Origin of the sequence: Actinomyces sp. HMT 175 (assembly GCF_016694895.1) — a bacterium.
Classification (GTDB): Bacteria; Actinomycetota; Actinomycetes; order Actinomycetales; family Actinomycetaceae; genus Actinomyces; species Actinomyces oris.
The window spans coordinates 957,184-979,639 of sequence record NZ_CP068012.1; the positions used below are offsets into that span (position 1 = coordinate 957,184).

The 22,456-nt window shown below is 69.8% G+C and carries 13 protein-coding genes; 8 read left to right on the top strand and 5 right to left on the bottom strand.

What is annotated here, in order from left to right:
• Positions 1–3 precede the first annotated feature (3 nt).
• The 8 genes from wecC to JJJ14_RS04160 all read left to right on the top strand — a co-directional run bounded on the left by wecC (position 4) and on the right by JJJ14_RS04160 (position 16,701).
• Positions 4–1,311: a UDP-N-acetyl-D-mannosamine dehydrogenase gene (wecC, locus tag JJJ14_RS04125; protein WP_201444759.1), complete on the top strand. Its 1,308-nt coding sequence runs from the start codon at positions 4–6 to the stop codon at positions 1,309–1,311.
• On the top strand, positions 1,293–4,502 hold the full coding sequence (locus tag JJJ14_RS04130) for a bifunctional glycosyltransferase/CDP-glycerol:glycerophosphate glycerophosphotransferase (RefSeq protein ID WP_201444760.1): 3,210 nt from the start codon (positions 1,293–1,295) through the stop codon (positions 4,500–4,502). The genes wecC and JJJ14_RS04130 overlap by 19 nt, the downstream gene beginning before the upstream one ends.
• A gap of 264 nt (positions 4,503–4,766) precedes the next feature.
• Complete coding sequence (tagD, locus tag JJJ14_RS04135; protein ID WP_075255204.1) at positions 4,767–5,159, top strand: glycerol-3-phosphate cytidylyltransferase; 393 nt, start codon at positions 4,767–4,769, stop codon at positions 5,157–5,159.
• Between the two features lie 140 nt (positions 5,160–5,299).
• Positions 5,300–9,289, top strand: coding sequence for a CDP-glycerol glycerophosphotransferase family protein (locus JJJ14_RS04140; RefSeq protein ID WP_201444761.1), 3,990 nt, complete (start codon positions 5,300–5,302; stop codon positions 9,287–9,289).
• Positions 9,286–11,130 carry a glycosyltransferase family 61 protein gene (locus JJJ14_RS04145; protein ID WP_201444762.1) on the top strand — a complete coding sequence of 615 codons (1,845 nt, stop codon included), beginning with the start codon at positions 9,286–9,288 and terminating at the stop codon, positions 11,128–11,130. The genes JJJ14_RS04140 and JJJ14_RS04145 overlap by 4 nt, the downstream gene beginning before the upstream one ends.
• Positions 11,127–13,052, top strand: a complete 1,926-nt coding sequence (locus tag JJJ14_RS04150; RefSeq protein ID WP_236592908.1) for a glycosyltransferase — start codon at positions 11,127–11,129, stop codon at positions 13,050–13,052. Before JJJ14_RS04145 ends, JJJ14_RS04150 begins: the two co-directional genes overlap by 4 nt.
• A complete protein-coding gene (locus tag JJJ14_RS04155) occupies positions 13,049–15,457 on the top strand; it encodes a hypothetical protein (RefSeq protein WP_201444764.1) in 2,409 nt (802 codons plus the stop codon). The genes JJJ14_RS04150 and JJJ14_RS04155 overlap by 4 nt, the downstream gene beginning before the upstream one ends.
• Positions 15,457–16,701: a glycosyltransferase family 2 protein gene (locus tag JJJ14_RS04160; protein WP_201444765.1), complete on the top strand. Its 1,245-nt coding sequence runs from the start codon at positions 15,457–15,459 to the stop codon at positions 16,699–16,701. Before JJJ14_RS04155 ends, JJJ14_RS04160 begins: the two co-directional genes overlap by 1 nt.
• Positions 16,702–16,752: 51 nt before the next feature.
• Here the strand turns inward: JJJ14_RS04160 and JJJ14_RS04165 are convergent, their stop codons facing one another.
• From JJJ14_RS04165 to JJJ14_RS04185, 5 genes are read right to left on the bottom strand one after another with little or no spacing between them, the layout of a single operon-like run.
• A complete protein-coding gene (locus JJJ14_RS04165; protein ID WP_201444766.1) occupies positions 16,753–17,529 on the bottom strand; it encodes a DUF6270 domain-containing protein in 777 nt (258 codons plus the stop codon).
• 3 nt (positions 17,530–17,532) lie between these two features.
• Entirely contained in the window at positions 17,533–18,570 is a 1,038-nt protein-coding gene (locus tag JJJ14_RS04170) for an ABC transporter ATP-binding protein (protein ID WP_201444767.1), read from the bottom strand.
• Positions 18,557–19,471: an ABC transporter permease gene (locus JJJ14_RS04175; RefSeq protein ID WP_060956507.1), complete on the bottom strand. Its 915-nt coding sequence runs from the start codon at positions 19,469–19,471 to the stop codon at positions 18,557–18,559. Before JJJ14_RS04175 ends, JJJ14_RS04170 begins: the two co-directional genes overlap by 14 nt.
• A complete protein-coding gene (locus JJJ14_RS04180; protein ID WP_201444768.1) occupies positions 19,468–21,189 on the bottom strand; it encodes a glycosyltransferase family 4 protein in 1,722 nt (573 codons plus the stop codon). Before JJJ14_RS04180 ends, JJJ14_RS04175 begins: the two co-directional genes overlap by 4 nt.
• Positions 21,182–22,456 (bottom strand): glycosyltransferase family 4 protein, encoded by a 1,275-nt coding sequence (locus JJJ14_RS04185; protein ID WP_201444769.1) that lies wholly within the window; start codon positions 22,454–22,456, stop codon positions 21,182–21,184. Before JJJ14_RS04185 ends, JJJ14_RS04180 begins: the two co-directional genes overlap by 8 nt.

The window sequence follows — 22,456 nt, forward strand, 5'->3', positions numbered from 1 at the left end:
CTCATGACTGACACTACTGAAGTAGCCGACGTCGCGGTCATCGGGCTGGGGTACATCGGCCTGCCCACGGCAGCGGTCCTGGCCCGCGCCGGGCTCGACGTCGTCGGGGTGGACCGGATCCGGGAACGTGTCGAGGCCGTCAACCGTGGAGAGCTTCCCTTCCTCGAGGAGGGGCTGGCCACCGTGCTGGCCGAACAGGTCGAGGCCGGCCGCCTGCGCGCCCAGATGGAGACGCCCTCGGCACGGACCTACATCATCGCGGTGCCGACCCCGTCGATGGGCTCGGACCACGCGGCCGATCTGTCCCTGGTGGAGGCCGCTACCAGGCAGATCGCCCCTCGTCTCACAGGGGGAGAGCTCATCGTCCTGGAGTCGACCTGCCCGCCCGGTACCACTCGCGCCCTGGCTGAGGCGATCGGCTTGATGCGCCCGGACCTGTCCACGGACGGCAGTGGCGCACGGCCCCAGGTGCATCTGTCCTACTGCCCCGAACGCGTGCTGCCCGGGCGCATCATGACGGAGATGGTGACCAACTCCCGGGTCATCGGCGGCCTGACCCCCGAGGCCTCGCACCTGGCCAGAGACCTGTACGCCACCTTCTGCGCCGGCGAGCTGGTCCTGACCGACGCCACCACCGCCGAGATGACCAAACTGACGGAGAACTCCTTCCGTGACCTCAACATCGCCTTCGCCAACGAGCTGGCCCTTGTCTGCGAGAAGGTCGGGGTGGACGTCTGGGAGCTCATCGAGCTGGCCAACCGCCATCCGCGGGTGAGCATTCTGCAGCCGGGCCCCGGCGTGGGCGGCCACTGCATCGCCGTGGACCCCTGGTTCCTGGTGTCCAGCGCTCCGGAGGAGACCCGGCTCATCCGCACGGCCCGCCAGGTCAATGACTCCCGGCCGGCCCACTACGTCGGGCGCATCCTTGAGGCGATGGAGCCCTTCTCCTCGCCGATCGTGGCGGTACTCGGCCTGACCTTCAAGGCCGATGTCGATGACCTGCGCCAGTCGCCGGCGCTTGCGATCACTGAGCAGGTGGCCGCCGCTGCGCCCCATGCCCAGGTCCTGGTGGCCGAGCCGCACGCCAAGGAGCTCCCGGCGTCTTTGGCGCGGTGGGACAACGTGCGGCTGACCGGGTGGCGGCAGGCCGTCGAACAGGCTGATGTCGTGGCGGTGCTGGTTGGCCACCAGGAGTTCGCCGACCTTGATCCGCACCTGCTCGAGGGGCGCAGCGTCATCGACGCCACGGGGTTCTGGCGCGCCCGAGAGCCCCAGCTGACGGGTAGAAGGACATGGGCGGCAGGCGTCTGAGACGTCTCATCGGTGCGGCTGTGCGCGGCGTGCACCGGCCCCGACTCAGCGTCATCGTCCGAGCAGCGGGGGCCGGTCCTCACCTGGAAGGGGCCATCCGCTCCGTACTCAACCAGACCTTCAGGGACCTGGAGGTCCTGGTCGTCGTCGGTCCGGGGGCCGATGCGCTGAGCTCCGGTGAGCAGGTGGCCACCGGCCTGTCCGCCAGGGACCGGCGCGTCCGGGTCGTGTCCTGCGACCGGGACGATGTCCGGGGCGCTGGCCCGGATGGTTGGCTGGATGCCGCCCTGAAACGAGCCAGGGGAGGCCTGGTCACCGTTGTTGACGGTGGGGACGGACTTGTCGACGGTGCCTGCCAGTCGATGATTGAGTGCCTGGAGCGGTCGGGCTCCGACGTCGTCGTCGCGCGCTCGCGGTCCTTGACACCGGCAACCGGGGCCGGGCCGGGGGCGGGACCTCCCCGCGCGCCTCGTCTCGCGCAGCCGCCGGCTCGGGTGCCCGAGGCGGTTGAGGAGCTGGTGGCCGGCGCGGTCATGGCGCGCCGAAGGCTGTGGGCACCGCCGAGACGGCCTCGAGTGCTCCGCGCCCCCGCCGTGTCACTGCCCGCCAGGGCCCTCGCGGTGCTTCTGGCCGCGACCCGGATGGACGTCCTGGATGAGGAGGTCTACACCTGGCGCGCAGGCTCTGCGGCCCGTGGCCTCAGTGCGGACACGGATCCCGTCGGCCTCCTGGCGGAGGTGGACGCTTTGGCGCAGCTGGCCGCCGACGCCCCGGAGGCGGTGCGTCGGAGCCTGGTCGCCGGACGCCTGAGTCGGGACCTGGTTCGTCTGGCCGAGGCCGCTCACCGGGAGGGGCCCGACTTCTCCAGGAGGCTGCGCCGCATTGCGAGAAGGGCGCTCGCCGACGCCGACGACCTCGCGTGGGAGGCGGTCGGGCTGCTCGACCGACTCGTGCTGTGGCTCCTCATCCAGGACGAGCCGGCCGGCGCCGTGGAGCTCGAGGAGCTGATCGGCAGACGCTGCGAGGACCTGGGCCACCTTCCCCTGACCATCGAGGCGGGCACCGTGCGCCCCGAGCCTGCTCTCCTGGAAGGGGCCCCGGTGCCTCGCCGACTCACCGAGATCCGGGACGCCGACTTAAGACTGCACGTCGGTGTCGACGCGGTGCGCTGGCTGGGCCCCAGGACCCTGGAGGTACGCGGATGCGCCTGGGTCTGGGGGCTCGACCCAGGCCTGATCGACCGCCCGACCGTCGAGGTGGTCGATGAGACCGGACGAGTTCGAGGCCGCGCCCAGGCTGATCGCTGTGAGGCCCCCCGAGCCGACCTGGAGGCCGGCGACCCGTGGCGCTCCTACCTCACCTCGGGGATCGTGGTGCGTCTACAGGTCGAAGCGGGCCGCCCCTCCTGGTTCCGGGTGGTGACCCGCGTTGCCGGGCGAGAGGTGCGGGCATGGATGCCGCAACCGGCCGGCTCCAGCAGGAGGCACCTGGCGCCGCCGGAGACCGGGCAGCATCTGGAGGCGCGCGGTCAGCGGGGGCTGCTCCAGGTCGCCCCGGCGCCGAGCGGGATCCGGGGGAGCGAGGCGCGGCCCGGCGGGGAGATCGACGTCGTGCTCCTCTGCGCGCGTCTGGACACTGACGCAACGCTGGTGCTGAGTGGAACGGTGGCGCCGGCCCCGGATGGGCTGGATATCGTCCTGGGCGGCAGGGCCGCCGAGGCTCGGGCGATGACGGTGCCGGCCGTCCTGGCCCCTGGTGGCGGCTGGTCGGCGCGCATCGATCTGGCTGATCCCGACATCGAGCTGGCGACCTACCCGCTGAGCTGGAGCACCGTATCGCAGGACGAGCCCGGCAACAGGATCGAGGGAGCCTGCCTGGCCGGAGAGGGGATCGACGGTCCGGCCACCGAGGTTCCTATCGCCGCGGCGCCCACTAGCTGCGCGGCGGAACCCGATAGTGACGTCACCAGGGCGGATGCCGGGCGCCCGGCGCGCCGCGCGCGGATCCTCACCCGCACGGACGGCTCCGTGGCCGTTGCTGTCATCCCTCCGCTGACTCCTGGCGTGCGCTCACGACGGGGCCACCGGCTCCTCATCGAGCGCGAGGCGGGCCCCCTGAGACCGGGAGTGTTCCTGGAGTCCTTCGGTGGACGCAGCGCGGGAGACAACCCGGCCGCCATCTGCGAGGACCTGGCGGCCCACGGCGTGGGAGCACCCCTGTGGTGGTCGGTTGTTGACGGGACGGTTCGCGTGCCGGCGGGCGCGCGCCCCGTCGTCGTCGGATCCCCGCAGTGGGTGGAGGCGCTGCGCACCTCACGTGTCATCGTCACCAACGACCACCTCCCCTCCTGGTTCTCCAAGCGTGAGGGCCAGTACCTGCTCCAGACCTGGCACGGCACTCCGATCAAGAAGCTGTTGCACGACGCGCCGAGAGCCGTCACCCTGAGATACCGGCGACTCATGGACCGCCAGGTCCCTCAGTGGGACCTGCTGCTGGCCCAGAGCCCGCAGGCCGGTCGGCGCCTTCAACAGGCACTGGGATACCGCGGGCCGGTTCGGGTGGGGGAGTACCCCCGCAACGTGAGGCTGCTCGGAGGCGCTGAAGTACGGCGACGGGTGCGCCACGAGCTCGGTATCGCTCCGGGACAGCCCGTCATTCTCTACGCCCCGACCTGGCGCGAGAGCCTGCGGCCCTCGACGGGTGCAGCCGGCTGCGCCGCCGCGCACGGGCCGGGACCTGTGGGGGCGCTGGACGGGCCGCGTCTGGCTGAGCTCCTCGATGCGGTGGTCCTGATGCGCAGCCACCACATGAACCGGGCCGGATGTGTCCCAGGGATGATCGATGTCAGTGGGTACCCGAGTGTCGAGGAGCTCATGCTGGCGGCCGACATCCTGGTCTCGGACTACTCGAGCATCTTCTTCGACTTCGCTTTGACTGGGAAACCGGCAGTGGTCTACGCACCCGACCTGACCTCCTACCGAGATGTCGAAAGGGGCCTGTACGGTGACTGGCCCCTGGGCTCGGGGCTGCCGGTCGCCGCCGACCACGATGAGCTCGCATCCCACCTGCAGCGGCTCCTCGGCGACATCGACGTCGCTGAGGGGCGCTACTCCCCACTGGAGGTGGAACCCGCGCCGATCCTGGACAACCTCACGTGGATCCGGGGATGGATCGCTCGTTTCCTGAGCTGATAAGCGACCGGAAGGGCGGATGAACATCGCCTCTCAAAAGAACTGGAAAGAAAAATTGTGACGAGAGTGTGAGAGTGAGGGAAAGGTGAGGCGGAACTCTCTGTGATATTCGACGGCGAACGACGGGTATTTCGGCGGAATATCGGTATCGCATCGATTCTATGACATCTTCGATTTTGGTTCTCGGGGTGGGGAATACTCACGGTGGTTTGTCCGGAGTGTTGTTGAGGACGAACCTCGAACGTCCAAACAGGAAGTGACCCCATGAAGCGCGTGATTACCTATGGCACATATGACCTGCTCCACTATGGTCATATTGCGTTGCTGAAGCGTGCGCGAGCGCTGGGGGACTTCCTGATGGTGGCGCTGTCCAGTGACGAGTTCAATGCCGGAAAGGGCAAGCAGGCCTACTTCTCCTACGAGGAGCGCAAGGTGATGCTCGAAGCCATCCGGTATGTCGATCTCGTGGTGCCCGAGCTGACCTGGGGGCAGAAGACCGAGGATATCGCCAAATACGGTATTGATGTCTTCGTCATGGGGGACGACTGGAACGGCGAGTTCGACGACCAGCTCAAGGGGCTGTGTGAGGTCGTCTACCTCCCGCGGACTCCCGAGGTCTCAACGACTCGGATCAAGAGTGATATGCGCCTGGGCTGAGTGGTGCGCTGAGCGGCGGCTCGCTGTGCGGGCTGTATCGAGGGGTGGGCGGAGGCCTGGATCGAGGCTCGCTGCATGCTGCGTCAACAGGCGCAGGATTAAATACGCGTAATGTTCATACTGAAATAAGGGCGACCATCATGAGTAAGGATGCTGTTCTCAGAAAAATGGGGCGTGCCGTTTCCGGCCGCCTGCAGCTGCCGGCCACCACCCGGCTGGTGCGCTATGCCGCCGCCAGGGAGTACGAGGACGGTAACCTGGCTGAGGCAAAGCGTCTGTATGAAAAGCTCTCTGAGAGCGGCCACGACACGGCCAGCCGGCTGCGGTTGGGAGTCATCGCTGAGCGTCAGGAACGGTTCGAGGCGGCCTTGAGGACCTACACCGAGGTGGCCTACCGCGACCCCTCCTGCGGAGAGGCCTTCTACCGTGCCGGCTGCCTCCTCAAGCGTCAGGACGATCCGGAGGGGGCCTCCGTCTTCTTCTCGCGGGCCCTCTCCTCGGGGGTGCGGGACCGGCGCTACTCGGAGAATCTGCTCGCCTGCCTGCCCGCGAGCACCCCGCAGTGGCAGCGCCTGGAGGTTCTGCTCTCCGGACTGCCGGAGCACGAGAACGACGCCGCCTGGCTGCGCAAGCTCCTTCAGGCTCAGCTTCACCTGGGGCTCAACGGGCCGGCCAGGTGCACCCTGGACGCCCTGGCCGACATCGATGAGCTCAGCGCGCAGGAGCTCTTCGAGCAGGGGGTCATCGCCCACCGTGAGGGTGATCGGGCCTCCGCCGCCGCCAGCTTCGCCGCCGCCTGCAAGGCCGCCGGGGGAAAGGCCTGCAGCAAGGGACCGGCCCAGTTCGCGTGCTCCCGGGGAGACTGGAGACTGGCGGCCGAGCTCTTCGAGATCTACCCGGGCGAGGGGATGACGAGGGTGGAGCGGGCCTACGAGCTGGCCTACTGCCTGGACCGTCTGCGCGAGCACGAGCGGGCACAAGGACAGTACGCCCTGGCCGCCTCACTGGACACCGGCAACGGGAACACTCTTTACAAGCTGGGACTCGCCTCGGAACGTGTCGGCGACCTCGCCACCGCGGAGCGCTCGTACCAGGAGGCTTTGCGGACGCTCAAGAAGCCCGCACGCAGCTGGTGGAACTATCGCCGTGGGGTCTGCCTGGCAAGGCTGGGACGCCACGACGAGGCGCTGGCCTCCTTCTGGGCCTACCTGGGGCCGGCCCCACGCGGGCTGGCATCGGTGTCCAAGCAGCTGGCCAGCACGGGCTTCCTCGACCTGGTCCGCGCGAAGAGCACACCTCCGCCTCGGCAGCGGCCGGAGGACCTGGTCGAGTCCACCATCGGCGACGTCATGCTCGGCCTTCACGAGGCTCTCAGCTCCCACAACCCCACGGATGATCCCGGTGCCGGTAAGGCGATCCCGTCCGCCGCAGCGGGTCAGGCCGCTCAGTCCATCCGGCATGTCCTCCCGCTGGTTCTCAAGGGGGACCGGAATCACCGCCTGGTCCTGGCCCAGCTGGCCCAGGACGCCGGGCAGGTGGAGCTCGCCTGCGAGATCCTCGAGCAGGCCGAGGAGTTCGGCTGCAAGGACGGGCTGGACCCGAGGGCCTATGGACGCACCGCGACAGCCGCCCGCAACATCCGCTACGCCGAGGCCCTGGAGGTCCTTCCCGTCAGCCCCCACCTGGTGCTGTGGGAGTCCAACCACGGCGCCTCGATCGGCTGCCATCCCCTGGCCATCTTCCGCTGGATGGTGGACCGGCCGGAGTACTCCCACCTGTTGCACGTGTGGGCCGTCAATGACCTGGGCGCCATCCCCGCGGATCTGCTGGGGCGTCGCAACGTCGTCTTCGTCCCCCTGCACAGCACCGAGTACATGCAGTACCTCGCCACCGCCGGGTACCTCGTCAACAACGTCTCCTTCGCCCCCTACTTCGTGCGCCGCCGCGAGCAGCGCTACCTCAACACCTGGCACGGCACCCCCTTCAAGACCCTGGGACGGTCCATGCGGGGAGGTCTGCTCGACTACGAGAACCTGCAGCGCAACTTCCAGCTGAGCACCACGCTCATGGCGCCCAATGAGCTCACCCGATGGGCGCTGGTGGAGGACCATGATCTGCTCGACGTCTACCGGGGCCGCACCATCGTCGCCGGCTCCCCCCGACTGGACACCTCGCTGACGATGAGCGCCCAGGAGCGCACGGAGCTGCGAGGTCGCCTGGGACTCGCTGAGGACGATGAGCGCCGTCTGGTCCTGTTCGCCCCCACCTGGCGCGGCGGGGTCAGCAAGCGAGAGCTGGACCGCGAGGCCCTGGTCGCCGACCTGACCGCCATGGCCTCCCGTGACGACGTGCTCGTGGTCTACCGCGCCCACCGTCTGTCCGAGAAGCTGCTGGCCGGCGTCGATCTGCCGGTGAGCGTCGTCCCCAAGGACATCGACACCAATGAGCTGCTGGCCGCCGTCGACGTCCTGGTGACCGACTACTCCTCGATCCTCTTCGACTTCCTGCCCCAGAAGCGCCCCATCGTGCTCTACATGCACGACATCGAGGAGTACCGGGCCGAACGGGGCCTGTACCTTGATCCTGGGGAGGTCCCCGGGCTGGCCTGTTATGACCGCGCTGAGCTGGCCTCGGCCATCGGGCGTGCCCTGGCCGGAGAGGGGGTCGCGCCCCAGAAGGCCCTCGACCGGTACTGCCCCTACGAGGACGGACAGGCCTCGTCACGCCTGGCCCGAGCCTTCTTCGACGACGACCTCGACCACGGACGGCAGGCGATCATCAGGGACCACGCCCTCGAGCCCGCGTCTGGCGACGGTTCCCGCAGACGCCGTACCCTCCTGTTTCACGCCTCCATGATCCCCAACGGGATCGCCTCCGCCCTCCTGGCTCTCCTGGAGGCGCTCGATCCGGACCTCTACTCGGTCAACCTCATTGTCGAGCCCTCCGTCCTGCGCAACAACGAGGACCGTCAGGCGATGTTCCGCCGTCTGCCCCGTCACGTCCATGTCATCTGCAAGCCCGGGGCCGCTCCTTGGCGGATCCACGAACGGGCCTGCGTCAACGACTTCGCCCGCCACCCCGATGCCTTCACCTCGCAGAGCTTCTGGGACTGCTACTGGGCCTACTACGAGCGCGAGACGCGCCGCATCCTGGGCGACTTCGTGCCCGACGCCGCCATCGAGTACGACGGCTACGCCGAGACCTGGGTCTCGCTCATCGCGGCCTGGGGTCGCCGCGGATCGCGCACCTCCTGCTACCAGCACAACCAGATGGACAACGAGTACCGGGACAAGTACCCGGGCCTCAGACGCGTCTTCACCCTCTACAGCGCTGTCGATGCCGTCGTCGCCGTCAGCCCGGGACTGGCCCGCCACAACCGCAGCGGGCTGGCCGGGCTGGGTGTCGACCTCACCCAGCACCAGCTCTCGGCCCGCAACCTCCTGAACGTCGAGCGGGTCCGCCGCGGGGCACAGGCACCCGCCCCGGAGGCCTTCACCACCCTGAAGAACGAGCACGACATCGTCCTTGCCACCATGGGGCGGATGTCGATGGAGAAGAACCAGGTCGCTCTCATCGAGGCGCTCGCCCTTCTGCGTAAGCAGGACGGCACCGAGGGCGGCGGCGCTCAGGGACTGAACGTCGGCCTGGCGATCGTCGGCTCCGGGGTGCTCGAGGCGACGCTGCGGGCCAGGATCGACTCCCTGGGCCTGTCCGGGCACGTCGCGCTGCTGGGGCAGATGGACAACCCGTTCCCGGTCCTGGGCGGAGCCGACCTGTTCGTCCTGCCCTCCCTGCACGAGGGACAGCCGGTCACCCTGCTGGAGGCGATGACGCTGGGAACCGGGGTCGTGGCCTCCGACCTTCCAGGCAACCGGGAGCTGATCGACCTCGGATACGGGGTTCTGAGCGGCACCTCGCCCCAGGACATCGCCCAGGCGATCCGCTCGGCACTGGCCGATCCCCGCCTCGCCCACGGAGCCTTCGACGTCACCGAGCACAACGCGCGCTCACTGCGGGACACCCTGGAGGCAGTGCTCGGCCCCGAGGCACTCCACCAGCAGCCCCAGGGGAAGACGGCTTCCAAGAGGCGGCGGCGCAAGCGGGCGGCCTCGCGAGGGAAGCCCGCATGACGGGCCCCCACGGGTCACAGCCCACAGCGGCTCGCCAGGGTGCGGTCTGTGCCCCGATGCCGGCCGGCAAGCCCTCGGCGGAGCTGGGGGAGATCCTCCAGCAGGTCCTCCAAGGGCTGTCCCGCGGGGAGGAGTCCGGAGCAGCGCTCCGTGTCGCCGTGCTCCTGGACCGCCCTCAGCCCCACCTGAGTAACTGGCTCGGGGCGGCGCTGGGAGCGCGCGAGCTGATCGTCTGCTCAATGCGGGACGAGCAGGACGAGCAGGACGGGTGCCCGGAGGCGGAACCAGTGGAGTACTCCGGTCTCATCGGTCTGGCCCGAGTGGTTGCCTTCACGAACCAGGTCGACCTGCACCAGGCCCTGGCCACTCACGGCCGGTTCGACGTCCTCGTGGACGCACTCACCCACAGCCCGGGCATGCGCGCCACGTCCGCCCAGCTGTTCATCGGTATTGTCCGCGACGGCGGGTACTACGTCGCCATCGATGGTGCGGCGCTGGGCGAGAGTCTCAACACCGCTGGGCTCATCACCCGGGCCTCGCGCAGCCTCGCCGGTCTGCACGGAGCCGCGGGGGAGCTGAGTGGGGACGAACGGTCCTACGGTGAGCAGGTGGCCGCACTGACCGTCCTCGACGGCGGTGTCGTGCTGCGCAAACGAGGAGACGGATTCGTCAAGCTCCGATACGCCGAGACCCCGCCGATCCTGTCCGCCCGCTACGGCGAGTCCTGGGGGCGGTCACTGGAGACCCTCCCCGCCCGGGTCACCCCGCTGGAGGTCATTGGCGTCACCAACAACCCGGGATTGTGCGCCAAGAGGTTTCCGCGCGAGAACCGCATCCCCGAGACCTCCGTCCTGGAGTACCGGGACGTGTGCGTCGCCCCTCGTCAGGTGCTTGTCAAGGATCATCTCCTGCTGCCCAATACCTTCCGCCTGGCCACGACCAAGCGGCTGGTCAACACGGCGCTGAAGGAACTCAACCACTACTACGCCGCGCCCACGGTCGATACGCAGTCGGCTCCCAGACGTGAAGGAACCTTTTTCTACCTGGACATCGAGTACAACCGGCACTTCGGCCACTTCATGACCGAGGTCGTTCCCAGGCTCTACGCCTGGGAGCTGGCGCGGGCGACGCACCCCGACATCCGGATCCTCACCAACAGCAGGGCCGACCGCGGCCGTCCCCCTGCCTACCAGCGCATCCTCCTGGAGGCCTACGGCATCGACGACGACCTGGTCGAGGTCATCACCTCCCCGGTGAAGGTCGACACCCTCGTGTGCGCCATGCCCCTCATGCAGAACGGGCGATTCGCCGACCCGGCTCTGGCCTCAACCTGCCACCGGCTGCGTGACGGCCTGCTGGAGCGATCAACCCCCAACGACAAGCCCCAGCGCAGGCTCTTCATCTCCCGCAAACCCGACATGTGGCGCGAGTGCCTCAACGGCAATCAGGTCGAGGAGTGCTTCGCCCGCAGGGGCTTCACCGTCATCCGGCCCGAGGGCCACTCCATCGTGGAGCAGGCCCGCATGTTCTACGAGGCCGACGTCGTGGCCGGGTACATCGGCTCGGCCCTGTACAACATCATGTTCGCGCGCCGCCCGATCGACGTCATCGGTTTCATCAACCAGTCCTACCTGGCCACCAACGAGTACCTCATCTGTTCGGTCCTCGGCCACCGCCTGCACCTGTTCTACGGTGATGAGATCACCGATGGCAGGGGAAAGGACTGCGAGGGCCGGGACCTGGGAGTCACCAACCGGGACTACGTCTTCAACATCGAGCGCGACGGCGACCAGCTCGACGAGCTGCTCGACTCCCTGGAGGAGACATGGGGGGAGTCATGAGCTCGCCGGAGACCCGCACCTCGCCTCGGACGGCCCCCGAGCTGCGGCGAGCCCTGTGGCACCTGCGTCACTCAGGGCTGTCGGGGCTGCGTGAGCACCTGCGCCGTCGTCGGGCCACCGCCTGGGCCCGCCCCCGCCGATGGGCCTCCAAGAGACGGGGTCGGACGCTCCTGCCAGACTGGCCGCTGCCCACACCCCAGGAGACCGGGCCCCGTCACGACGTGACCGTCGGGGTGATCGCCGACGAGTTCACGGCGCTCGCCCTGGGCTACGAGTGGCGCTCGGTGCCCCTGACCCCCACCGGTTGGCGCGAGCAGGTCGAGCAGACCCCCATCGACCTGCTCTTCGTAGAGTCCGCCTGGCACGGCAACGACGACGCCTGGCGCTTCCAGGTCATCGGCTCCCAGGGACCCTCGGGCCACCTGAGGGACATGGTTACCGTGCTGCGGGACCGAGGAGTGCCGACGGTCTTCTGGAACAAGGAGGATCCCGCCCACTACGACGAGGCCATCGAGACCGCACGCCTCTTCGACTGGGTCTTCACCACCGATGAGGCGATGGTAGAGCACTACCGGCGCGACCTGGGACATGACCGCATCGGGATCCTGCCCTTCGCCGCCCAGCCCGCGATCCACAACCCGATCCGCCTGCTGGACGAGGCGGGGCGTCCCGCGCCCCTGAGGGATGTCGCCTTCGCCGGCACCTATTTCGCTCACAAGTACCCCGAGCGGCGCGAACAGATGGAGATCGTCCTGGGCGGCGCCCACGACGTCGCGGCACGCCTGCCCCACGGGCTGGACATCTTCTCCCGGTACCTCGGCGGCGACGACACCTACCAGTTCCCGGCTCCCTGGGACTCGCACGTGCGCGGCAGCCTCACCTACACCCAGATGCTCAGCGCCTACCGCGCCTACGCCGTCTTCCTCAACGTCAGCTCCGTGGTGGACAGCCCCTCCATGCTTCCGCGCCGCGTCATTGAGGTCCTGGCCTGCGGCACTCCCGTGGTGAGCACCCCGACGCCGGCCACCGACCGCCTGCTGCCCGCAGGCGCCCTGGCCAAGGTCACCGACCGCGCCCAGGCCGGTCACACCGTGCGAGCGCTTGTGACCAACCCGGCCCTCGGGGAGTACATGACGCATCTGGCGCAACGGGAGATCTGGAGCCGGCACACCTACAGCCACCGCGTGGAGACCGTGCTGCGAGCCGTCGGCATGGGGGAGCGGGCCACGCGCCGCCCCACCATCGCACCGTTGGTGTCCACCATCCGGCCCGAGCAGATCGACCACGTCCTTGAGACCCTAGCCGGTCAGCAGCGGGTGACGATGGCCCCGGTCATCCTCACCCATGGCTTCACCGCCCCGGCCCGCAGCAGGGCCCGGGCCCGCGAGCTGGGCCTGGAGATCGACTGGCTCAGCGCCGAGACCAGCACTCCCTTGGGGGGCTGCTACAACCTCATGCTCTCGCGGGTCGAGGCCGACTACATCGCCAAGATGGACGACGACGACCTCTACGGCGATCACTACCTCTTCGAGTCCCTCGCGGCGGCCGACTACGCCCGTGCCGAGGTCGTGGGCAAGCACGCCCACTACCTGCACTTGACGGGCCCGGACCTGACGGTGCTGCGCTTCGCCGACTGGGAGCACCGCTATACGACTTTCGTCTCCGGGCCGACCCTGGTGGCTCGGGCGGACCTGGCGCGCGAGGTGACTTTTCCCGAGACGACCACTGGTGAGGACACCGGTTTCCTCAATGACTGCGCACGTGCCGGGGCCCGTATCTATTCGGCCTCCCGATTCGGGTTCGTCCAACGGAGAGGGACGACTTTCGGACACACCTGGGACATCTCCAACGCGGAGGTGCTGGCTACGTCCACCATTAGTCATTGGGGACCGCCCCACGAAATGGAGATGCCCACCTCATGAATGCCCGCAGCACCGAGACCTTGCACGTCATCATCATCGGTTCCGCAGATGGGCAGGACACACTCGGCTCTCTTGACCAGGACTCGCCCGAAGGCGGGATCGTCCCCATTGGCTGCCCCGATCCGGCGGGGCTGGGCCAGGTCCTGCGCCCTCTGGCCGCAGGGACCCGGGTCCTGCTCCTCCAGGCGGGAGACCGGGTTGAGCCGGGCTATATCACCTCAGTGGCCCAGCACGGCACCGGCGAGGCGGTCGTCCTCACCCCGACCGTGACCATCCGCCCCGACGGCACCCGCGACGAGCGGCTGCAGTGGCGCTTCAAGCACGGCAACCGCACCGCTGACCTGACCGTCGAGCCCCACATCTTCCCCGACACCGTTAGCGGAGCGGTGCTCACCATCCCCCGCCACGGCCTGCAGGACTGGGACGGACCGGGGGCCCTCCACGGCGGGGACGACGCCGCCGGCGTGCAGACCGCGACCGATGACGAGCACACCGCCGCCCTGAGCGGGCTCATTGCCCACATCATGGCCACCGGCAACCGGGTGGGGCTGCACGACGGCCCGGCCGTCATCCGCCACGCCCCCCAGCCCCCCGGCCCCTGGGGCAGGATCGACCACTACCGCCACCTGCTGGGCACGGTGCTGCCGGCGTGGCTGCAGGCCGGCAGCCCCCCACCGGCCTGGGTCCACCAGCTCATCATCCACCGCCTCATCCAGGTCACCGACGCCGACCGCGGACTGCGCTACCCCTCGGCGGGGCTCACGGCCGCCGAGCGCGCCGAGGTGGCCCAGCTTCTGCGTGCCGTCACCCGGCGCGTCCCCGCCCCCCAGATCGAGGCGTACTGCTCCACGCCGCTGGCCGTGGGCCGTCGCACCGCACTGGTCGCCATGGCCGCCGGCCCCATGCCCGCCCCGATCCTGCCCTCGGGGCGCAGGTTCCGCAGTGACCAGAAGGCCACCTACTTCTACGCCGGCGACATGCCCCAGGAGCAGTGGAAGGTCGATGGCGCCTGGGCCCGGCCGACCAGCGCCAAGACGGTCGACCACCGCTACTTCGACGACGTGGTGCTCCACGAGCGCATCGTCTGGCTGCCCAAGGGGCGGATCACCGCCGTCATCGACGGCCAGGAGCTCCCGGTCGCCCCCTACCGGGGAAATCCCAGGCCGCCTGAGACGCCTCCGGGGCGAGGCCGCCCGGGAGCGGCCTCATCCGGGCTGCGCCGGCGCCTGGCCCGGCTCCTGAGTCCCACCGCCACGCAGGAGACCCAGACGCCCGACGGCACGTCACCGGCTCCGGAGGCCTCCTCCGCGGCGTCCTCCACGACTTCCGTGGCCTCCTCCTCAGCGCCCACGCCGTACACCGCCTCATCCCCCTCCGACTGGCCCCGTACCTGGCTCTACATGGACCGCCACGACAGCGCCGGTGACAACGCCGAGCCGCTGTACCGCTACGCCCGCACCCACGCACCCAGCGTTCGGCACATCTTCGTCATCGAGCGCAGCAGCCCGGACTGGGAGCGCCTCGCACAGGACGGCTTCGTCCTGCTGGACCCGACCGGCCCCGGATTCGACGCCGCCTGGAGCGGCGCCGAGACCATCCTCCTGTCCGATATCGGCGATCCGCTCATCGCGGGCCGCCTCACCGGCACGGGCGTCGGCCCCGACCAGCGCCTCGTCTTCCTCCAGCACGGCGTGACCATGCGCGACATGTGGCGCTGGTTCAACGGTGCCCGCATGGACGTCGTCGTGTGCGCCACCGCCGCCGAGCAGGCCGGGCTGACGGCTGACCACACCTCCTACACCCTCACCGACCGAGAGGTCTGGCGTACCGGCTTCCCCCGCCACGACCACCTCCACAGCCTGCTGGGACGCGAGCGCGACAGCATCCTGCTGGCCCCCACCTGGGACCCCGAGGTCTCACGAGCCCTGGAGAGCGACCCCGACGCCGTCGGACTCCTCAGCGCGCTCTACCGGCCCTGGCTCGAGCTGGCCGCCGGCCTGATCCAGGCCGGCCACCGCACCGTCCTGTTCGCCCACCCCAAGCTGGTGCTGCACGCACCCGAGTGGTTCCGGGCCCTGGGCGTGCCCGCAGTCACCGGCCGCGAGCTGCCCGAGACCCTGGCCCGCTCCTGGGCGGTGGTCTCGGACCGCTCATCCGTCCTCGACGAGGGCATGATCGCCGGCTGCGTCGGCATCGTCTGGGACCCTCGAGGGCGGCCGGACACGGATCGCTACCGCGCCCGTCACGAGGCCATTGGAGCCATCGGCGCCGACACCAGTGCGCAGGTGCATCAGGCGGTGGGGGACGTCGTCGCCGGACGAGTCACCGCCCCCGAGGACCTCCTCCTGCTCGACGCCGGAGCCTGCGCCCGCCTGACCGCCCAGCTCCGACGCGACGTGATCTGATGCCGGCCCCGCTGGCGGGGGCCCCGCCGATGCGCCGCCGCCCGCCCCTGGTCAGCCTCGTCATCCCCGTCTACGGGGTGGCCCCTTACCTGCCCCGCTTCCTGAGCTCGCTCGACGCCCAGGACCACCCGCACCACCGTCTTCAGGTCGTGCTCGTCCTGGACGGGGCCTGCGACGACTCTCCGCGGGCCTGCCGGAGCTGGGCGCGGCGAACCGACCTCGACGTTGAGATCATCGAGACGGACAACGGCGGACAGGGACGCGCCCGAAACCTCGGGATGGAGCGGGCCCGGGGACAGTGGATCGGCTTCCCCGATCCCGATGACTGGCTCGCCCCCGACTTCCTCACCCGGCTCCTGGCCGCCAGGCGCCGTGGCGACGTCCTCCTGGCCGGCCGCACCCTCATCCACCAGGACGGTGCTGAGATCCCCCACCCCCTCGACTTCCGCTTCCAGGGCGGGACCGCCCGGGTCGACGCCGCCCGGCAGCCGCAGGCCATCCAGCTCTCCGTCCACGAGTGCCTCATCCGGGCCGACCGGGCGCTCGCGGCCCGGTTCCCGGAGGACCGTGAGGCCCCCACCTTCGAGGACGCCCTCTACCTGGGGCGTATCCGCAGCCGCTGGGGCCGGATCACCTACGTGCCCGAGGCCGTCTACCACTATGACAAGCGGGTCGCAGGCGACTCCGCGGTTCAGACCGCCTGGTCGCGGCCGGGCCGCTACATCGCTCAGATGCGCACGCGCTACCACGCCCTTCTCGATGCCGCCGGTGGGGTGCCCTGGGCTCAGCAGACGATCCTGTACGACCTGGGCTGGTACTTCGGGGTCGTCGACGCCGGCCGGATGCCCGCTGATCCGCCCGGACTGGGGCAGATGCACGCGGCCGAGATGCGTGGGCTGGCGCAGCGCCTCGACTCCGAGCAGATCCTCCGCAGCCCCTGGGGGAACCTCGGTGCCCGGGACCGGGCCCGCCTTCTGCTGTGGAAAGGCCGACCCGAGGTGGCGGTGGTGCGTGACGGCGAGGTCATCGAGCTGTGCACCGTCGAGCCTTCCAGCCGGCAGGCGGAGCCCCTGGGCTACGCCGGCACCGACGTCGGCTGGGTCCTCACCGGAGCCGAGGCGGCGCAGCGCTACTCCGGTGCAGACGTCCCCCGCGTCCCTCTGTGGCCCCGCCGACCCCGGCTGGCCGAGCCGCGCCCGGCCGGGACAGGGCGCCTTCGCAGGCTGCTGCGGCGTCGTCGCTGAAGCGCGTCGATCCCCACCGGCCCTACGCCGCCCTGCCTCACGGGGTGGGGCTCACAGCGCCGGGGCGAGGCTGCGCGGTGCCAGGGAGATCTCCAGCTCGTCGGCGACCCAGGAGTACAGGGAGCCGGCGTAGTGGAAGGGGGCGGCCCCCCAGCGGTGCGCGTCGTCGGCCACCACGAGCTCGTCGGGCACCTGCAGAATCCGCAGGTCGGTCTCCTGGTAGACGAGCTCGATGTAGCGGGTCATGACCCAGTTGGCCTCCATGGCCGTCTGCCCCCAGCTCGGGACGGTGGACATCCCCGAGGTGGTCCGTGTCGCCCAGGGAACGTTGATGAGGATCGTCCGCCTGGCCAGGTCGAGCCGCTCCAGGAGGGCGTGGAAACGCAGCAGGGCGGGCCGCCACAGGTGCAGGTGCTCGGCCGTCCCCAGCTCGAGGAACCTGGCGGGAAGCCCCTCGTAGAGGCCGGCCGTCAGCGCCTCGGTCGAACGCGTCAGGAAGGTCCCGGGGGAGGTCTCCAGGACGCCGAGCCGCTCATCGGTCAGGTCCCACAGCAGGAGGTCGGTGTAGGAGGCGACGGCCGTGAGCTGCGCCTCCAGGTTGCCTACCATGTCGGACAGGAAGGACCGACGGGCGAAGGACGACCTGAGCAGGGACAGATCGACGTCGCCGACGTCGGCCGGGCACCCCGCACTGATGAGGGACTGGCGGGCGATGTAACGCTCCACGCTCCAGCCCCGCTGCTCCATCTCACCGGCCACGTCCCTGGCCACGCAAGAGCCGTAGACCGTGATTCGTCCTGCTGTCATCGTGCTTTCCTCACTGTGCATGGGTCATACTCCTCGGGCGTGTCGGTAGGGCAGGGTGCGGCTCTCCGAGCGTTGGATCCGCACCCCCGCCGGTTTCCACTTCTCCCGGCACTCGGCCAGGATCGTGGCGGCCTTGTCCGGCTTGTTCTTGGCGATGTTCCAGGACCACCACCGGTAGTCGTGGGCGATCTGGGGGCCCGGGCCGTCACCGATGAGCTCGCCATCCATGAGCCACAGCGCCCGGGTGCACATCTCCTCGATGACCTGTGCGGCATGGTTGACGATGAACACCGTCCCGGCGGCGCGCCGCAGTTCGGTCATCTTGATCTCGCTGCGCTCCTTGAACGCGGCGTCACCGGTGGACAGGGCCTCGTCGATGAGGAGGATGTCCGGGTTCGCCGCGGCGGCGATCGCGAACCGCAGACGTGAGGCCATTCCCGAGGAATAGGTCTTCATCGGGCGGTAGATGGCCTTCCCGATCCCGGCCAGCTCAATGACCTCCGGGATGATCGCCTCGATCTGCTGGGGAGTCAGCCCCATGGCCAGGCAGCCCAGGCGCACATTGCGCTCGCCGGACAGCTCCGGGACGAGGGCCGCGTTGACGCCCAGGAGCACCGGGGTGGAACGGGCGCTCACCGTTCCCGAGGTCGGCGTCTCCAAGCCGCCCATGACGCGCAGCAGCGTGGACTTCCCCGCCCCGTTGCGCCCCAGGATCCCGATCGACTCCCCGGCGCGAGCCACGAAGGAGATGTTCTTGAGGGCCTCGACCCTCACTTTCGGCCTGTGCCCAGTCATCCCCATGACGATCTTCTGCGCCACGGAGGCGGCGCGCAGATCCTCGGCGTCCGTGGAGGGCGCCCGGTAGCTCACCCCGATCTCGTCGACCACGACGGTGGCGGTGCCGATGCCGGCCTCGTGACCCTCGGCCGCGGTCATGACAGCGGCCGACGAGTCGCCATCCGATGTCATCATGACGATGGGGGAGGGAGGTGTCACCTCCCCCGGCCCGTCCGCCTGGAGGGCCGCTGAATCCTTCCCTGCTCCGGTCTCAGCGCTCGACACCGTAGGCCTCCTCCTTCTCCCAGAAGAACACGAAGGACACGGCGGTCAGCCCCAGCGACCAGGCACTGAGGATGAGCCACATGCGCGGCTGCGGAACACGCTGGTACAGGATCACGTCCCGGTACATCGTGATGATGAGGTAACCGGGATTGAGGTCCATGGCCCGCAGCATCACCGGGTGATTGATGAACCGTTCGTAGGAGAAGAAGACTCCCGAGGCGTAGAACCAGAACTGAGTCAGGAAGGGCCAGATATTGCGCATGTCCGGGATCGTCGTCGTGATACGGGAGGCCGCCAGCGTCAGTCCCAGGCTCAGGAGCACCTGAAGCGCCAGGACCGGGACGATGAGGACCCAGTGCCAGCTCGGCCAGGCGTGAGGAGGAAGGACCACCACGAGGACGAGGAGCGCGATCATCGGCGGGACCAGGTCGATCGCGCTGCGAATCGTGTACGACGCGGGCAGGGCGGCCCGAGGGAAGGAGAAGCCTCGAATGAGGTTCCTGCCGGTGACGATCACCTGGCTGCCACCGGTGACCGCCCGCTGCAGCGGCGGGAAGAACGTGACGCCGATGATGAGGTAGCCGATGAAGTTGTCAATACCGCGGCTCGTCTGCAGAAGCAGACCAAAGACCAGGAAGTAGACGATCGCGTCGAGCATCGGCTTGGCGATGAGCCAGGCGTTGCCCAGGAAGGTGCCCCGTTGAGAGCCCAGGGCCTTGGCCCGGGCGTCGGCCCAGATGAAGTGCCGGCGCTGCCAGAGCTGGCGGATGTAGGCCCCCAGCGGCGGGCGCCGGCCCACCGGGTAGAGCTCGCTGAGCTCGACGACGCTGACACTGACCTCCGAGCTGCCGCCCCAGAACGGCTGCCCATCGGACCACGGGGCCCAGGACGCCCTGCTCATACCAGCTCCTTGTAGATCTCGGCCTGACGGACTGCGTTGCCGCTCCAGGTGGGCAGCGGCTGATGCGTTGAGGGCAGGGGATCTCCAGACGCCATACCAGTCAGCACTCGGCTGAGCGCCTCCACGTCCCCGGCCGGGAAGGACCGATTCGTCGCTGCGGCGGTGAGCTCGCTGAGTGCGGGAAGGTCGGAGACCACCACCGGCCGCCCCAGCGCCATCGCCGTCATCGGCTTGAGCGGTGTCACCAGCCGGCATACCGGCGTATCCAGCCTCGGCACGCAGAAGACGTCCAGGGCCTGGTACCAGTCCAGGGCCGTGGCGCGCTCCACCCGTCCGGGAAGGACGCACACCGAGGCCTCCAGCCCCAGCTCTCCGGCCAGGGCCACCAGCCCGGGTCGGCTGACCCCGTCACCCACGACGGCGCACCGCACGTCGACCCCTCGAGCACGGCAGAGCGCCACGGCCCGCAGGAGCACGTCGAAGCCCTCGTAGCCCACCAGGGAGGAGACGCTGCCCACCCACAGGCCGTCGCGGGGCAGGCCCAGCCGTTGGCGGGCGTCTTCCGGCGAGTACCTAGTGGCGTTGAGGACATCCTGCTCCACGGCGTTGGGGACGACCGTGATCCGGCCGGGCTCGACACCCCGGGCCGCGAGGTCCTCGGCCTGGACCCGTGAGAGGACGACGACGGCGTCGGCCCTCCGGGCCATCTCGGCCTCCTTGGCCCGTAGCAGCGCGAAGCGCTCGGAGCTCAGTGCCTCGGTCTGCTGACCCACCGGCCTGGAGGCCACCCAGGTGCACTCCAGTACCCCTCGCATCTCGTAGACCCAGGGCAGGCCGTAGGAGCGCGCCACCGCCTGGGTGACCAGGGCGTTGACGTAGTTGGTGGTCGTGTGCAGCACGTGGGGGTGGAATGCCTCCACCTCCCGCGCCAGCAGGCGGCTCATCTGAGTCAGCCGGGCTATCGGGGCGGCTTGGGTGCGCGCGGGCAGAAGCCGCCGGTAGGTGACTGCGTCGACAACGTCGGTGGCCTGAGCGGCGGGCCTGCCGATGATGACGGGGTAGCCGATGCGGGTCACCGCCCGCACGTCGATGCCGGCGTCGCACTGCGCCTGAAGGAGTGCGTGCGAGCGCACGGTGTAGCCGGATTGGGTGTGGGGCAGTGAGCTTGTCAGCAGGTGAAGGACTCGCAGCGGCTCGCCGGGGTCAGGAACGGTCCAGCCCGGTGAGGGGGACAAGCGGGGCAGGTGGAAGCCCGGGCTCATCATGGCGAGCTGGGAACGCAGACGGGCCCGCAGCGCCCCGGAGCCGGGCGCTGCCTCCAGTGCGCTGAGCGCGGCGCTCAGGTGGCCCCGGGACCACAGGTCCCGCGCGCGCACCGTGGGGCTCAGGCCCGCATCATCAAGATGCCTGCGCTCGGCGGAACCGAGGTGGATCGCCATCTCGGCGGCGAGCCGGCGACCGAGGGTCGATCGCGGCACCGCCCGGCTCAGCGCGTCACTAGCCGAGTCCGGTCGGTCGGCGATGAACGCCGACAGCGCCCGGCGCAGCTCGTGCTCGCCCGCGCCGATGCCGAGAGCCCGAGCGCTGCGGCCGCGCCAGGGCTCAGAGAGCCGACGCGCCCCCTGCAGGGCGAGCAGCACCGGATCCTCGACCAGCTGCCGGGTGGCGGAGGTACTCAGCAGTGCCAGGTTCCTCAGGATCTGGAGGTCATCAGTCACCGGCCACCTGCCTCAGGAGGGACTCGTAGCGGTTGGTCATGGCCTCGGCGTCGGCGTGAACCGCCAGCCAGCGCCGTCCGCCCGTCACGTCCAGACGGCTGCGGTCTGCAGCCAGGGCGCTCCACAGGGAGGCCAGGGCCTGCGGGTCCTGCGGGGCGGTGACGTCACCGCAGCCGGCGTCCTCCACGATGCGCCGGGCCTCCCCGTCCACCGAGGCGCACACGTGCACTCCGGCGGACATGATCTCGTAGAGCTTGGAGGGGACCGTCATGGACATGGCCGGCCAGTTCTGCAGGCTTACCAGCGCCGTATCGGCCCAGGCGTAGTGCTGATCCACCTCGCTCCAGGGCACAGGGGGGAGGATCTCCACGGGGGCGTCGAGCCCGTGGGCCAGGGCCGCCACCTCCTGGAGCTGTGCGCCGTCGCCGACGATCCGCAGCACCACCGGGGTGCCGTTGCGCTGAGCGATGTGTGCGGCCCGCACCGCGAAGCCCAGTCCCTGAGCGCGCCCCACGGTTCCCAGGTACAGCACGTGCAGGGTGCCGTCCCAGCGGCGTCGGTCGGCACCCGTGCGGCCTGTCTGCACCGCGGCGCCGGTGTTGCGCACCGTCACCACGCGGCGTATCCCGCGCGAGCGCAGGACCTGGGCGAAGGAGTCCGTCGTCGTCACCACGGCCGCGGCCTCCCGCTCCAGGCGGGTGATGAGGGGTGGCAGGAGGCTGCGCGCACCCCGGTCGACGACGTGAAGCCGGCGGGCTCGGTGGGCCCATGCCAGGGCCGATGGGCAGGTGGCCGGCTCGGACCACTGCGCGGCTGACAGGAGCAGATCCGGCCAGGCGTCGCGCAGCTCCACCACGACCGGGCGGCGCAGGGCCCTGCCGACGGCGAGCGCGGCCGGGAGGGTGGGGAGCCCGGGAACCGAGCCGAGGATGATGTCGGGACGGTTGGCGCCCCGGAAGCGCGCCACCCCCAGGCGCACGGAGTCGGCCGCCGCGACCATCTGATCGGTGCCTCGTCCGCACACTCCGCTGCTGTAGGGGCGGAAGATCGTGCGGTGCACCATCGCCCCGGTGACGTCCCGCCTGATCGAACCAGCCACGTGGGCCGCGCCGCCTGGCAGGAGACGACCGCCCGGGTAGTGGGGGGCCGGAGCCAGCACCGCCAGCTCGTGGCCCCGTGAGATCAGCGCCTCGGCCAGTCGGTTCCAGCGGCGTTGGGGGGCGCCGACCTCCGGTGCCCAGTAGTGGGTGAGCAGAAGGATGCGCAT